The 14,267-nt window shown below is 23.7% G+C and carries 22 protein-coding genes; 8 read left to right on the forward strand and 14 right to left on the reverse strand.

The genetic code is table 4. The annotated features are described in order from the left end of the window. The 4 genes from ABNT63_RS01080 (at position 1) to ABNT63_RS01095 (ending at position 2,173) form a co-directional block, all read left to right on the forward strand. Entirely contained in the window at positions 1–417 is a 417-nt protein-coding gene (locus tag ABNT63_RS01080; RefSeq protein ID WP_348736048.1) for a single-stranded DNA-binding protein, read from the forward strand. Further along, the gene (locus tag ABNT63_RS01085) at positions 408–1,061 is read left to right on the forward strand and encodes a hypothetical protein (protein ID WP_348736049.1); all 654 of its coding nucleotides are present in this window, start codon (positions 408–410) and stop codon (positions 1,059–1,061) included. The genes ABNT63_RS01080 and ABNT63_RS01085 overlap by 10 nt, the downstream gene beginning before the upstream one ends. Further along, on the forward strand, positions 1,045–1,713 hold the full coding sequence (locus ABNT63_RS01090; RefSeq protein WP_348736050.1) for an ERF family protein: 669 nt from the start codon (positions 1,045–1,047) through the stop codon (positions 1,711–1,713). Before ABNT63_RS01085 ends, ABNT63_RS01090 begins: the two co-directional genes overlap by 17 nt. A 304-nt stretch (positions 1,714–2,017) precedes the next feature. Beyond that, positions 2,018–2,173 (forward strand): hypothetical protein, encoded by a 156-nt coding sequence (locus ABNT63_RS01095; RefSeq protein WP_348736051.1) that lies wholly within the window; start codon positions 2,018–2,020, stop codon positions 2,171–2,173. Positions 2,174–2,382: 209 nt separating this feature from the next. Here the strand turns inward: ABNT63_RS01095 and ABNT63_RS01100 are convergent, their stop codons facing one another. The 7 genes from ABNT63_RS01100 to ABNT63_RS01130 all read right to left on the reverse strand — a co-directional run bounded on the left by ABNT63_RS01100 (position 2,383) and on the right by ABNT63_RS01130 (position 7,509). After that, positions 2,383–2,673 (reverse strand): hypothetical protein, encoded by a 291-nt coding sequence (locus ABNT63_RS01100; protein WP_348736052.1) that lies wholly within the window; start codon positions 2,671–2,673, stop codon positions 2,383–2,385. Positions 2,674–2,929: 256 nt separating this feature from the next. After that, positions 2,930–3,565, reverse strand: coding sequence for a hypothetical protein (locus ABNT63_RS01105; protein ID WP_348736053.1), 636 nt, complete (start codon positions 3,563–3,565; stop codon positions 2,930–2,932). Between the two features lie 15 nt (positions 3,566–3,580). Further along, complete coding sequence (locus tag ABNT63_RS01110; RefSeq protein ID WP_348736054.1) at positions 3,581–4,237, reverse strand: hypothetical protein; 657 nt, start codon at positions 4,235–4,237, stop codon at positions 3,581–3,583. 6 nt (positions 4,238–4,243) lie between these two features. Then, positions 4,244–4,993, reverse strand: a complete 750-nt coding sequence (locus ABNT63_RS01115; protein ID WP_348736055.1) for a hypothetical protein — start codon at positions 4,991–4,993, stop codon at positions 4,244–4,246. Then, positions 4,983–5,924: a hypothetical protein gene (locus ABNT63_RS01120; protein WP_348736056.1), complete on the reverse strand. Its 942-nt coding sequence runs from the start codon at positions 5,922–5,924 to the stop codon at positions 4,983–4,985. Before ABNT63_RS01120 ends, ABNT63_RS01115 begins: the two co-directional genes overlap by 11 nt. A gap of 6 nt (positions 5,925–5,930) precedes the next feature. Then, positions 5,931–6,956 carry a hypothetical protein gene (locus ABNT63_RS01125; protein WP_348736057.1) on the reverse strand — a complete coding sequence of 342 codons (1,026 nt, stop codon included), beginning with the start codon at positions 6,954–6,956 and terminating at the stop codon, positions 5,931–5,933. Positions 6,957–7,059: 103 nt separating this feature from the next. Further along, the gene (locus ABNT63_RS01130) at positions 7,060–7,509 is read right to left on the reverse strand and encodes a hypothetical protein (RefSeq protein ID WP_348736058.1); all 450 of its coding nucleotides are present in this window, start codon (positions 7,507–7,509) and stop codon (positions 7,060–7,062) included. A gap of 338 nt (positions 7,510–7,847) precedes the next feature. Between ABNT63_RS01130 and ABNT63_RS01135 the strand changes: the two genes are divergently transcribed. From ABNT63_RS01135 to ABNT63_RS01150, 4 genes are all read left to right on the forward strand, one after another. Beyond that, complete coding sequence (locus ABNT63_RS01135; protein WP_348736059.1) at positions 7,848–8,381, forward strand: hypothetical protein; 534 nt, start codon at positions 7,848–7,850, stop codon at positions 8,379–8,381. Between the two features lie 27 nt (positions 8,382–8,408). After that, entirely contained in the window at positions 8,409–8,756 is a 348-nt protein-coding gene (locus tag ABNT63_RS01140) for a hypothetical protein (protein WP_348736060.1), read from the forward strand. A gap of 13 nt (positions 8,757–8,769) precedes the next feature. Further along, positions 8,770–9,009 carry a lipoprotein gene (locus ABNT63_RS01145; RefSeq protein ID WP_348736061.1) on the forward strand — a complete coding sequence of 80 codons (240 nt, stop codon included), beginning with the start codon at positions 8,770–8,772 and terminating at the stop codon, positions 9,007–9,009. Positions 9,010–9,135: 126 nt separating this feature from the next. Further along, complete coding sequence (locus tag ABNT63_RS01150; protein WP_348736062.1) at positions 9,136–9,282, forward strand: hypothetical protein; 147 nt, start codon at positions 9,136–9,138, stop codon at positions 9,280–9,282. A gap of 37 nt (positions 9,283–9,319) precedes the next feature. Here ABNT63_RS01150 and ABNT63_RS01155 read toward each other — a convergent pair whose 3' ends face one another. The 7 genes from ABNT63_RS01155 to ABNT63_RS01185 all read right to left on the reverse strand — a co-directional run bounded on the left by ABNT63_RS01155 (position 9,320) and on the right by ABNT63_RS01185 (position 14,068). Then, entirely contained in the window at positions 9,320–9,493 is a 174-nt protein-coding gene (locus ABNT63_RS01155) for a hypothetical protein (RefSeq protein WP_348736063.1), read from the reverse strand. A 372-nt stretch (positions 9,494–9,865) separates the two neighbouring features. Further along, positions 9,866–10,993: a hypothetical protein gene (locus ABNT63_RS01160; protein ID WP_348736064.1), complete on the reverse strand. Its 1,128-nt coding sequence runs from the start codon at positions 10,991–10,993 to the stop codon at positions 9,866–9,868. Positions 10,994–11,256: 263 nt separating this feature from the next. After that, complete coding sequence (locus ABNT63_RS01165) at positions 11,257–12,312, reverse strand: hypothetical protein (RefSeq protein ID WP_348736065.1); 1,056 nt, start codon at positions 12,310–12,312, stop codon at positions 11,257–11,259. 57 nt (positions 12,313–12,369) lie between these two features. Further along, positions 12,370–12,525: a hypothetical protein gene (locus ABNT63_RS01170; protein WP_348736066.1), complete on the reverse strand. Its 156-nt coding sequence runs from the start codon at positions 12,523–12,525 to the stop codon at positions 12,370–12,372. Positions 12,526–12,528: 3 nt separating this feature from the next. Beyond that, positions 12,529–12,867 carry a hypothetical protein gene (locus ABNT63_RS01175; RefSeq protein WP_348736067.1) on the reverse strand — a complete coding sequence of 113 codons (339 nt, stop codon included), beginning with the start codon at positions 12,865–12,867 and terminating at the stop codon, positions 12,529–12,531. A gap of 180 nt (positions 12,868–13,047) precedes the next feature. Further along, the gene (locus tag ABNT63_RS01180; protein WP_348736068.1) at positions 13,048–13,809 is read right to left on the reverse strand and encodes a hypothetical protein; all 762 of its coding nucleotides are present in this window, start codon (positions 13,807–13,809) and stop codon (positions 13,048–13,050) included. Between the two features lie 103 nt (positions 13,810–13,912). Continuing rightward, positions 13,913–14,068: a hypothetical protein gene (locus ABNT63_RS01185; protein ID WP_348736069.1), complete on the reverse strand. Its 156-nt coding sequence runs from the start codon at positions 14,066–14,068 to the stop codon at positions 13,913–13,915. Between the last annotated feature and the right edge of the window lie 199 nt (positions 14,069–14,267).

Genomic DNA, 14,267 nt, shown 5'->3' on the forward strand with positions numbered 1-14,267 from the left:
ATGAATAAATTTATTGGAATTGGTAGAACAACAAAAGATATTGAAATTAAGAAAACAAGTAATGGAAAAGAATATACTATTTTTAATTTAGCAATTACTCGTCCATATTCAAAACAAAAAGAAACTTATTTTATTCCTTGTCAAGTTTGAAATAAACAAGCAATTACTTTACAAAAATATTGTCAAAAGGGTAGTCAAATATCAATTACTGGTGTTTTACAATCTTTTAAAAATAAAGATAATAAAACTGAATGAATAGTTCAAGTATCTAATTATGAATTTTTACATACAAATAATGATTTAAAAAAATCTAATAAACCACAAGAAAAAATAGAATTTAATTCATCTGAGACAAAAGAATTATTTAATAATGATAATCAACATATTTGTAATGATGAAACAATTTTATGAGATTAGATTTAAAACCTTTATATATTTTTAATGATGAATTACATAATTATAGTATTTTAATACCTAGTGTAAGTAAAATTGTTAATATTTTAGTGCCAAAAAATTTTTCACAAATTGATGAGAATATTTTAAAATTAGCACAAACTCGTGTAATATGTTTACATAATATGATTGATGTTTGAATAAAAAATAATTTTGATGATGAATTCATTGAATTTATTGATTGTGAAATAAAATCACATCGTGAATTATTTAAAAATTTTACAAAACTATATCAAGAAACTTTTAAAGATATTAAATTTAAATATTATGAAACTGAAAAAACACTTTATAGTCCTTTAATGTGTGGGACAACTGATTTTATTGGAATAATAACTGATAATGAATATATAATATGTGATTGAAAAATTACTAGTTCTAATGAGAAAACAGATATTGAACGCTATATTTGACAATTAAAACTTTATTATTTATTAGAAAAAGACTTTTGTATAGAAAATAAAAAAATATTAATGATAATTATAAATCCAAAATTAAAAATAGTAATTAAAGAAAAAGTTTATATTACTAAACAAAATTTAGAACAAATTAAAGAAGCAATTTTAATATGACAAGAAAGAGAGGAATGAGAAAATGCCACAAGAAACTAAAAAAACATTAATAGCAAGTATTGGTGAAATACAACACGATTTATCATTATATTTAGAAAAAAATCAAACAATGCAAATGAATGGTAGAGTAATGTATAACTATTTTGGTGAAGCACAAGTATTAAAATTAGTTAAAAAAGAATTTAAAAAACATCATATTACATATATTTGAAGTTATGTAAAAGATACTTTAAAAGTAATTAATGATATCCCATATTTTGAAATGGAATTAACTTTATGTAAAGAAACAGAAGAAATTAAAACTTATTGACCTTTTACGGGTAAAAATACTGACCCCGCTAAAAGTATTGGGTCAGCATTAACTTATGGAGTTAAATATGTTTTAAGTAAATTATTAGGTTTACCAACCGAAGAATTAGATCCCGATAATAGTGAAATAAGTAAAATTAATTCTAAGCAAGAAAAAGAACAAACAGAAATTATTAACAATTCAAATCCAAATTGAATGAGTGAACAGCATTTTAATAATATTAAAAATTTTATTACAAATACAAAAATAGAACAAGATATTATTTCAAAAGGTAAAAATTGATTAAAAGAAGAATTAAATGTTGAAAAATTATCACCAGTTCTTATTAGAAAACAAAGCGAAGATTTTTATTATCAATTTAAAGAAAGATTTTTAAGATAATGATAAAAATAGGTATTAACCCATCAGGAACTGGTAATACGGCTATTGCTTTTTTGAAGATAATAAATTAATTGATAAATATGAATATACAAATCGTGATTGAATTGTACAAACCAATATTATTTTAGATGAGTTAAGAGCAGAAGCAATTATTAATATTGAAGATTATTTATATACATATGCTAATGCGAGTAAAGATAGAGATGATTTATTAAAATTTATAGGGGCAATTAAATATAAAACAGAAAAATTATTAAATATCAATTGAGTATCACCACGCCATACTAAATCAGTTCTTAAAAATATGGAAAATTTGAGCAAATATAATGATAGTTGTATATGAAAATTTGAAAAAGATGCTAATTTAACTTATCAATATGGTAAAGGTTGAAAATATAATAATGAAAATATAAGTAATCATTTACGCGATGCTATTATTATTGCTAATTATGAAAGATAATATTATAAAACATTCATTTAATTAAAAAACAAGAAAATATTATTCTAAATTAATTCGAAATGTTAATGTTTACTTAAATGAAAATGAAGAAAAAGTTTGAAATGAATTCAATGACTTTACTTATTCACAACGAATAGAACATCTTATTAATTTTTATATAAAACATAATAAAGGAAAAATAAAAAAATAACCAATTAAGGTTATTTTTTTTAAATACTATTTGTTAGTTGTCTAATAGCATCTTTTTGTTCTTGTTTTTTGTTGTTTACTTTAACTTGCTTTTTAACATTTTTAATTTGACCTGTTTTTAATGCTAATTCTGTTGCATATTCAGATCCTCGTAAATGTTTTTCGTGGGCAATAACAGTAGTTCTTAATTCTCTAATTTCTGCTTTATATTTTTTAATTTTTTTAGCAGATAATCCAAGAATACCAAGACTACCCATTCCACCAGCACCCGCTAATACAAGTAAAACAATCATTAATGTATCATTTAACATTTTTTACTTCCTTTCTCATCCTTACTTAAACAGTGGCCATCCATCCTTTCAGAACAAAATGGTCGCATGTAAAAGATTGGGGTTTTTGTTTTTAAATATTATTTAGTTCAATAAAATAAAGACATTTTTTTCTTGTTTTTATAAAAAACCCCAATTTTCTTTATACGACCAACAAAATAATTTATAAATTAAACTATATAACCACCCAAAAATATCAACCACCCCTATAAATATAGTCTATTTTAATAAAATTTAATTATTTGTTTATATTTAATTCTTGTTTATTTTCTTCTTGTTTTTGTTTTTTAATATTTTCATTTTGTATATTTTTTAATTTTTCTTCTGTTATGCCATCTAAATTATTTCATTGTTTAGTTATTCGTGGTTGAACGACACGCGGATTAATACGGCAGTCAAAACAATGTCTTAAATGATCTTTTTTTCATTTTGATTTATCAATTCAAATAATAATTAAAGAAATTATTAAAGTAATTAAAGGTAATATTGTAAATACTAATCCCATTTTAGATATTTTTAATCTTGGTATATCAATTTTCATATCTACTTTTGGTTTACTACTAGCAACAAATATACCTTGAATTCCGTGTGTAAATAAAGGTGTTATCAAAATAGCAATTCCATTACCTCAATATTGTCCATAATTATACCAATTAATTTGGTCTTTAATGCCATTAATCATACCATATTCTAATCAACAATTTAATGCTAAAAATATCAATGTATAAAAACTAACTACTCAACTACGAATTTTATATTTTCTTTCTCATTCTCTAATATCTTTATGAGTTCAATTATAAGTCGGAATAGGGTTTTTTTTAAATCAATTTCAAGGTAAGGCACCCTTTAATCAAGTCGTTTTATCTTGTTTCATTAATTAAACTCCTTTCTAACTTACTTTTTTTCTTTCAACATTTAATGCCATTAATTTATTATTTCCAGAAATTATTTCGCCATTTTTATTAATATCTATAGGGAGAAAACCAGCAGTTAAATTAAATTCATAATGATTTTTATATGTTTCAATCATAATATTAATAATTTCTTTATTATTTTCATTAATACCAATTCATATTTTGTATATATATTTTATAGAATCATAATTTTTAATTTTATATTTTTTGTTAGAAAAATATACAAAATCACTAGTATTAACAACTTCTCAATTATTATAACCACTACCTTTTAATTGATAATGTTCATTAATATATTTAGTAGTTGACAATGTATCATCAGTTGTTTTTAATTCTGATGTTGTACTTGTTTTAATAATTTCAAAATTAGCAGTTATATCATTATTTTTAAATGCTGGATCTCAAATTTCTAATTCATCCGTTTTTTGATTAAATGAAGCATTCGCTTTTCCACTTTCAGTATGTATTAATTTAATTCCAATTTGTCGTGTTTTCATATAATTAACAAATTCACCACCACTTGTTGGGTCATCAATTGCTAATTCATCATTATAACCATTTGTTACAGATATTTTACCTTTATTATTACTACCTTCAATAATAACAAAATCATTAAGATTTAATGTTTTCATTATAGACTATGGATTAATAATATTACCACCATTAGATTTTCATACTTTATTAATTTCATCATAATAAATACTATCATTGTCAAAAGGAACAATAAGTTTAATATATTCGTTGTAATCAATTTTAGAAAAATCATTAATAGTTGGATAAAAAATATTAATACTATTATCTGTTTGTAATCGTTCTTTTAATCAAAATAATAATGTTGAATAAAAAGTTTTTTTACTAATATGTTTATATTCTTCTTCTCATGAATGAGCATAATTATCTAAACTATAATTATAAGGTCTAGATACTGTTTTACTAGATATAATATTAATTATTTCACCTGCTAATTTTAAAGCATTTTTAACATCTCTGGTAATATTTTCATTTGCTTCAGGGTCATTAGTTTGTGAATAAGCAAAACAACCTTGTGAAAATGAAGCACTACCAGTTAAATCATTAACACCTTTTGGTAAATATCAATTCATAACTGCTAATAAACAAGCAGATTGAATATAACTTAATCATTTATCATATTCAATTAAACCAGTATTATCTTTTTTTATTCATGGAAATAATTCTTTTTTATTAATCTTATCGGAAATTGTTCCACCTGATAATCTATCCATTCATAAACTAGTTTTTAAAATAGCATTATAAATTAAATTATCATTATAAACAGATTGTTTTCTATCATTAATAGGTTGTCAAAGTTTACTTTCTTTAACATCTTCAACTGTTATAAATAACAAATTACTTAAATTATTTTCCATATAAAACACCTCTTAATTGATTACGATATTTATTTTTTAAATTACTTGGCTTATAACTATTAATTCTTGTTCTTGTTTTCTTAATTGTTTTAATAGTTTGATTAGTTTTGTAAAACATATTTTTAACTGGTGTTTTATATAAATTCTTAATATTTTTAACATCACTTCGGCGTTCACGATACCATTTTTTATTATTAATTTCACCAGCAAAATTAAAATTAAAATGTCCAATTTTTAATAAATTATTAATAAACTTTTTAATTTGATTTAATTTTTGAACTGTTGGTAATGTTAATTTAGTAGTTCTTTTTGGGTATTTTTCTTTTAATGCTTGCGGTAATCGTTTTTTAATATAATTTCTTAAATGACTAGGTAATCATTTTCTTAATCAATAACGTCAAAATAAAGTTCCTGCATTAGATACAGCATTACTTAATAATTTTCAAACTTCAACTGGAACACTAGGATAAACATAAGGTCCATAAAATTTTGGATGTTTTGCTGTTTTTGTATATATTAAAATAGTTAAATTACCTGTTAAAGTTAACTTATTTGTAATATTAAACATACCACTATCAAGTCAACTACTATTTAAAGGTTGTCAATTAGTATTTAAATAATTTTTATTTTTAAATTGTTCTCTATTTTTAATATTATTATCTTTTTCTAATTGACTTAATATTTGTTGTATTTCTTTTTTATGACCTTTTTTAATTAAATCTAAATAAGTAAATGGATTTAATCACTGATAAATATCTTCAACTTTATTTGTAATTTTATTATATTTATCACTAATATAATTAATTGGCTTTAATATTTTATTTTTAACTTGATTAACTCTATTAATTAAATTTACAAATTTACTTATTAAAGGTTTATTTTCTAAATTAGATACTAATAAAGTTAAAACACGTAATATTAGTAAATTCATTTTATATTAACCTTGATTATTTGGTTTTGATTCTGGTTTTGATGCTGAAATTAGATAATCAACTGGAACTCTAAAAGTTTTATTTAGATTACTTTTAGCGGCAGTAATTTCATCTTGGCTTGGTTGTTTTTCCAAAATAATTTTACATGTTTTTGGATATAAAATAGTTGGTGTTGTATATTGAACTTTACCAATTCATTTAGGGTTAGCAGTATCATTATCTAAAACTTGTTGAATAGTATCCATATTAATTGGATAAGCTCATACTTGTTTATTAATAATTAAACCATTTACATTAGTAAAATTATAACCTTTATCACGGTTAACTTGTCCTTTTGTATATGTTTTTTCTAAATGAAAGCTTTTTAATACAGGAATACCCATTACTGTATTTTCATATAATTCACCATTTACCATTGCTTTTAATTGTGCTTGTGAACCAATTACTTTTAAATAAGCAGGTGTTAATCCTAAATAGGCTCTTCGTCCTAAAACCATAAACATTTTATCAGTTGGCAAACCAAAATATAAATTACTAATTTGATTTGTTAATTCAATCAATGTTTCATTTAATGTAAAAAATGCTTTATTTGCATCATCAGCATTTTCTGTTGTATAACTACGAAATGGAATTACTTCATATTGACCATCTGCTAAACAATAATTATAGATAGCCTGAATTAATTCACATTCTAAATTAACAAATTTATTTTGTACAACACTAGAAATAGCATCAGCAATAACACTATTTTTAATATTTTGTTCTATTAATGATAAGTCAAAAGCCTCATTCATTAATTTTAAATTAAATCTTTTATTAATCGGAACCGGAATTCTTGTTAATCCCATTGTTTGAGTTGTCCCACCATTTGGTAATGAATAATCATCTTGTCATACTACACGATGAGTTAAATTATATAACGCTTGTCCTGCATTAGGTAATCAAGCAACTTGTTCTGCGGTTGCAGTAGCATACTGCATAATACTTGCATATTCATTATATAAAGGTCCACGCAATAAAGCATTAACCATATCAACATACGCTTTTTGATCTGTTGTATTACCTTGTAATGTAAAAGGTACTTATGGCAAATTAATTGTTGCCATAATTTCACTCCCTTATTATCTAAGGTTTTTAAGTGTATAATCAGTTATTTTTTTTAATTTCATCAGGAGTATATGCTCCTTTTTCTTTAATAGTTTCAATTTCATCAGTCATATTTTCACTAGATTTTTCAATCATTTCTTTAATAAAATTAGTTGGTGAAACTGATGGTTGCTCTTCAACAAACAAATCAGGTTTTAATTCTTTTAAAGTTTGCATTTTTTCAGATAAAGAACTACCACTAACTTTTTCTAAATTAGTTTTAATATCTTCAATTTTAGTAGATGGAACATCTTTAAATGTTTTTAATTCATCTAATTCATTAGCAACTTTTAAATAATCTTCTTTTGAAATAGTATCTTTTCGTTTTTGTATACCTTCAATAATTTGTTTTGTTTCATTATGAAATTCATTTAAAATATTATCTGCAATTTCTTCACTTAAACCTTGTTCGATTAATTGTTCTTTTGTAAGTGCCATTTTATAAACCTCTCTTTTTTTATTCTTGTTCGAATAACAAGTCAGCATAAGTCTTTTTAAGGCGGAAAGCATAAACCGTAAATTACTTTTTTGTTAAAAGGATAAATCGTTAACATTATTTTACACTATTATTTTAATAATACAACTATTAATATAGAGAAGAATAAAATATAATTTAATATATTTTACTGCTAATTTAGCCCTTAAAACGCGTAATTAAGAGTATTTTAAAAGATAAATTTATTAAAATAAGCGCTAATTTTGCTTATATATATATATATATAATGCAGGTAGATCTTGAGTAAGGTTTCAAGACTAAGAAAAGGAGAAAAACAAGTATGAAAAAATTACTTAGTTTATTAAGTGTATTAACAATTAGTGGAACTGCTGTACCAACAACAATTGCCGCTAGTCCTTATCAAAAAGAAGAAACTAAATTAGAAAATAATGAAATTAGTTATTTACAAACAAATAATTTAAAAAATTTAAATAGAGTTAAAAGACAAGAAATAACATATCCAATATTAGAAGATGTGTTAATTGATTTAAGAAAAACTAACATGAAAAAACCAATGCAATTTCAAATAACTAATTCATGATGTGTTATTGCAGTTTTAAAAAATATATTTGATAATAATATTCTTAATAATAAAGATCTTAAAGAAATAGAACAAGAAGAAATTGCAAGTTTTTTTCCAGAAATAAATGCAAATAATGGTGTTAAATTATCAGAAGTAATTGAACTATTAAAATCAAACGCGATAATTGAGAAAAATTTGGGATTTAATTTAAAGAATATTGATTTAAATAAATGATTTTGAAATAGATTAAATGATATAGAAAAAAGAATGTGGATAAGACATTTAATATAGGAAACTCTTTCTAGACAAGTTCCTGTTATGTTTGATGGTTTCTTTGATAAAGAATATTTTGGCGAAAGATATGATAGCAGCGGTTTTCATGCTGCATTAATTGTTGGAATCAAACCAAATAAAGAAAATATACTTGAAGATACTTATTATATTAGAGATCCATGAAGAGACAGTCAAGGTGAATTTATTCCAGATCAAACTACAGAAATTTCAATGACGGGGGAACAAATTTTTAATATTTTATTTAATCAAATAGAAAACGGTATCGTACTAATACATGAAAATGTTTTTCAATTATTTTGCGAAAAAGCTATTAGTATTTTTTCATCAATTTGAAAAATGGCAGAACCAGAATTATTGGCAGCTATATTATAAATAGAATTAAAATATGAAAAAAATATTAAGTCTTTTAGGCACAATCACTTTAATTGGAACAAGTGCAACAAGTTTAGTTGCTTGTAATAAACCACAATATAGCGAAGATGAATTAAAAAAACTAAAAGAAGAAAACAAAATAAATACTACTAACCAAGAAATTAGAGACAATTTAGAATGAATAACACCACAAGAAAAACCATTTAAAGAAGTAAACAATAAGTATTTTTTTGTTGTATGGTTTAATGATTAAAGTAATAAATGAAAATTAACTAAATTTAAATATGATGAAAAGTTAATTTTACAGGCACCACGCATAAAACTTGATAATTCAGGTGACTTTGTATTATATCTAACTTTTGATATTAATAGTGGATATATGTTAAGTATAAGAAATAATAAAGTTATACATTGATGATGAAGTAAAAAATATGACTATTTTAAATCAGTTTATCGTTGAAATTTAGATACTAATATATCTGATTTATTAGATATTGATGAAAATGGTAATATAAAAGTTAAGTAAAAATAGAAAAAAGAGATGTAAATCTCTTTTTTGTTTTTTATCTTGGTTTTATTGTAATTTTAACTGGATTATCACTTTTATTGCGAATACCTAAAACATTTGGGTTAGAAACATCTAATATTATATTTTTATCATTGCCTCAATACATTAATCCAACACCTAATTCTAATTGAGCAAGTATTGTTTTTGAAAATCTAATTTTTAATTTCATATCATTTGTATAATATGCTTGTAATTCTATTACTTTAATTTTATCATCAATTTTATTTTTTAATGATGTTATTTGAAGTAAAAAGTTAATAAATTTATTATTTTTTTCAGATACATAATTATTTTGATAATTGCCACTTGGTAAACCATTAGTATGTGCAATAGGTTCAAATGTTTGAATATCATTAGTTATTTCTTTTATATCTATTGTAAAATTATTTGGAAAATTAATTTTATCAACTTGTGAACAACCAGTTTTATATAAAGTTATATTGTTTAATGAGCCTAAATTTAATTCACATCCAGAAGAAGGCCCAGATAATAAATTAATATTTCTATTAGGAATAAAATACTCTATCTCACATGGCCCACATTAAACTTGTAAATTATTAAGATTACTTATTTCTATTGTTTTATAAGCATCTTGGAATTTACTGATACTTTGAATTGTGGGGTCAATTTGTTTTAAATAAATTTCTTCTTCATAATAAGCATCCTTAAATTCATCAGGAAATAAATTAAGATAACTATCAAAAGGATTTATTTTCTTACATTGTGCTGGTGCAATAATTTTAATTTTTAATGGTAGTACTACATCGGAAGGCATAATATCATTGGTATAAGGTTTATAGTTATATGGAACTGGTGGTAATACATATTGTGGATAATTAAAGGTTGGTATTTCATAATCGTGTGGTAATAAAAAACTAGTTTTATAATTAGTTGTCATATCGCGTAAATAATTATTTAAAACACTTTTTGTTTTACCTCTGAAACTCCATACAGATAAGCGTAAATAATCTTCTTCATTATTAGTATATGGGTTATCAGCATAAAAGATAATTTCAAAATTACCTTTATATAATGCTTGAATAGAAAACATATCAATTATATAACTACAATTTGTACCATCTGGTGTTTGTAAGAATTCGCAATCATTATCTTTTTCACTATCACTAACTGGTGTTTGTGAATCTACTGCTTTGGTTTGTTCATTAATTAAATAAACTCGGTTAGTTTTATAATTTAATTGTTTTAAATTATAAGTTGAATAAATTAATTCTTCAGTTGGTTTACCATCATTAGTTAAAACAGTACCTTTGCATTTATCAGTTAATAAAGTAGTAAAATCTAAACTAGTGACATTTGCCCCAAAAATAGCACCAACCTTATCATTACCTTGTTCTCTAAATATTTCAAATGGTAGATAACCTTTACCTTTTGAGTTGTCAGATCAAAAAGCATCATTATAAAAACTATAAACATTAGCACTCATAAAGCCATTAAGTCATTGAAAATTAGGCCATGATTTTTCATCTTGATTAATTAATCAACCTCATGGAATACCAAATGAAATAAAGTTTAAGAACTTACCAACCCCACCTGGTATCGTAAAAGGGTTAAAAACTAATTTTTGCGTATAGTTTAAGGGTAATACTGTAATTTGGCGATTAATAAAATTATTCATATTTAAAATATCTCAAACATTACATTTACCCATTTTATTATATTCAATTTGAACTTGACCAACAGTATTACCAAATTCATCTTTTCTTCTAAAATATGAAGATGCTTGAGTACTAATGATATTATCAACTGTGCCGCCGTTTGTTTTTAATTTTGCTGGTGGTGTTATTTTTCAATCTTTTGATCAATAAAATTTAGAATCTTCATCTTCTTTATGAATATTTCTACCAATAGTAGAATTGGTTGCTGATGTAGTGCTAGGATCAGTTATAACAATACCTTCACTATTTTTTGTTTTTAAAAGTCATATCTACTTTCCATATCTTTTTTTCAATCTTTATATCCAGTAATAATAGTTGGTTGAATACCTTGAATGTTATATCAACTTACTTCGGGTGAAGCATAAGTATTTATTTTATCAGGTAGTGCAGGAAACATGTTATACATTAATAAATCACGAGAATTCATTACTTTTTTATTAAATTGACCTTTAATAATTGGTCGACCAATTACTGGTATATCAAAAAAGATAGGATTACCATAAAATTTAACTGCCATTGCTCTAACCCCTGGGTATTTTAATAAAATCTCATCTAATTCAACAATACCTTTATTTAGTTTTTCATCATAAGTTATTTTAGGAAAACAATAACCTTCACCTGGGGCACTTGTTTGAATAAATTGTTTTACTGATAAACCACTATGACTAATTTTGTCATTAATATTTGAAAAGATAATTTCTTGTCATAAAAAACTACCATCATAAGGTGAATAATAATTAATAACATTTGATGGATATAATCATTGTCTATCTTTGGGAGCATAATTAATATCACCACCACCAATATTTAAACCACGGTCATTAAATACAGTATAAAAATTATAATAATCATTAATATTTAATTTAGTAATATCTTCATCTAAAATTAATAAAGTATATTGTCGTTCTGTTGATTGTTGAGTAAATACTTGTTCAAATTTAGCATCACCAAATTTAATAGAACTTACATCATCAACCATATAAGCATCTCAATATTTACCAACTTTAACCTCTTTTGTATAAAAGTTATCAGCTTTATTATCATTATTAATAAAATAACTTAATTTATATTGGTTTAAGTATTCTAACATTCTATTAATATCATAAATATTTTCACCATCAATTAATTTTCAATAAAGATTATTATTTTCATCTTTTAATTTTATCGCAAAAGGTGTTTCATTATTGGTTCATATTGTTGAGTTAATTGGTTGATTTTTAAAATCATCAATTGTTAATATATTAATTTCTTCACCTTTATATTTTTGGACTATTTTTAAACTACCTTGTCATTGAGCAATCGTACTTTCCATATTATCAAATATTCTTGAATAACTACCATAATCACTTGGTTTAGCATTATTAGGTTTTTAACCTGTTTCAGTATCAGGAATATATGAACTATAAACATTAAAAGGAAATACCATTCAATGTCTATGTTCTTTTATACTTTCTCTTATATCTATTGCAGTAGCACCTGCTCCCGTTCTTAATCATTGCATAGCTGCTGGACTAATTTTTTGCATTTGTTAATTCTCCTTAATTTCTGTTCTACCTTGTAAGGCATTTTGATTATTACCAGTTTCATTATATTCCATTAATTTATTATTATGTTCTATCTCTTGAGCATGCCTTTTATCTCAGTATTTTTCAATTTTTTCATAATATTTGATTGCTTCTAATTCACCAACATTATCATATTCAGTTATTGCTCTTATTGGCTCCATTGTTCAATTATCTAATCTAGTAGTAATTAATTCATTTTGTCGCATTTGGTCTACTAAACTAGCACTAACAAAATCAAATCCATAAGGGCGTTCACCATTTCCATCTCATAAACCATAATATTTTAAAACAGTATCAAACATTTTGGTATAATATTGTTTACGATATGCTTGTAAATATGCTTGTTTTTCTAAGTCTTTTGTTTTTTTTATTAATGATTGGGTTTTATTTTCTTCACTATCTGAGGCATCACCAAAAGGATTAGAAAAATTACATGCTATATATACTTGTTCAATAATTGCTTTTTGGTCTTGTGTATATGTTTATAAGGTTGGTGTCCCTTGTACTACTTGTAAAGATTGGGATAATTGACCATCTACGGCTGATTGACCTGATTGAATAAAAATATCATCAAAAGCATATTGTAATACTTTTTTATTGCCTTTGTTATAAGCAGTCATTAAATCATCATCTAATACCCCATATCAATGAGTACGATTTGCTCATCGTTCTTTTGATTTAATATTAAAACTATCTTCTAAATCAAATTGTAATTTATAACAATTTGTCATTGTAGGTCATGGATTTAAAGTTGTTGATGTTGATAAAAATAAAGAATTAGGTTCATTTATCATTTCTCAAAAAGGTACTATACCTAATTTATTTTTAAATTCTTGAACTAAAACAGGTCTAACATCATCTTTAATTTGTGTTTTACTTTGACCAACAACTACTTCATTATTTTTGGGTCAACCTTTAATAATTATTTTATCTTTGGTACAAATTAAATTTAAAATAAAACCACTATCTGATTGATGATAATTTAATCAAATATCAGCACCTTGTTCAATTTCATTTATTTTACTTACGCGTGATGTAAAGTTAAATGGGTTAATTCATAAATCAATATTACCGTCTGATGTTTCTAATAAACCAAAAATAGTTTTACCCATTAAACTTGCTGTTAATTCATTTTTATCTAATTTTTCTTTTATTTTATAAGTTTCATATCATCAATTTAATTTTTCTAAAATGTCTTTACGATGCGACTTAAATAAAATATCTTTACCATTTACTAATCGCATTTGATGGCGAGCAATAATATTTGCTAAATTAATAGTTCAATCATAATTATAAAATTTTAAAACACTATTAATATCATTTAAGTTTGGTAAAGATGGATAGGTATTATTTATGGTTATTTTGCTCCTTTAAATTTAAGATAAGTGCATAATTAATTATATTTACTGTTAATAAACTAGGTTCATTTGCTAAAACTTGTACACATACTTTAACTTTTTGATACTTTTTAATATATTCGTTATATAAATTTAATTTACACATTGCGATATTATCTTTTTTTTAATTCTTGACAAAGTCTTTTTTTAACTTGTCCACAAACAGACATATAAGGTCTTTTTGCATTTATTACACACTCATCATGTATTACATAAATATCTTTTTTCATTAATTTATTCACTCCCCTTCTTGTCATAATTTATAATCTGCTGAACTATTATGCTTAACCATTGGTATTAATTCA

It is taken from the genome of Spiroplasma endosymbiont of Ammophila pubescens (assembly GCF_964020965.1).
Taxonomy (GTDB): domain Bacteria; phylum Bacillota_I; class Bacilli_A; order Mycoplasmatales; family Mycoplasmataceae; genus Spiroplasma.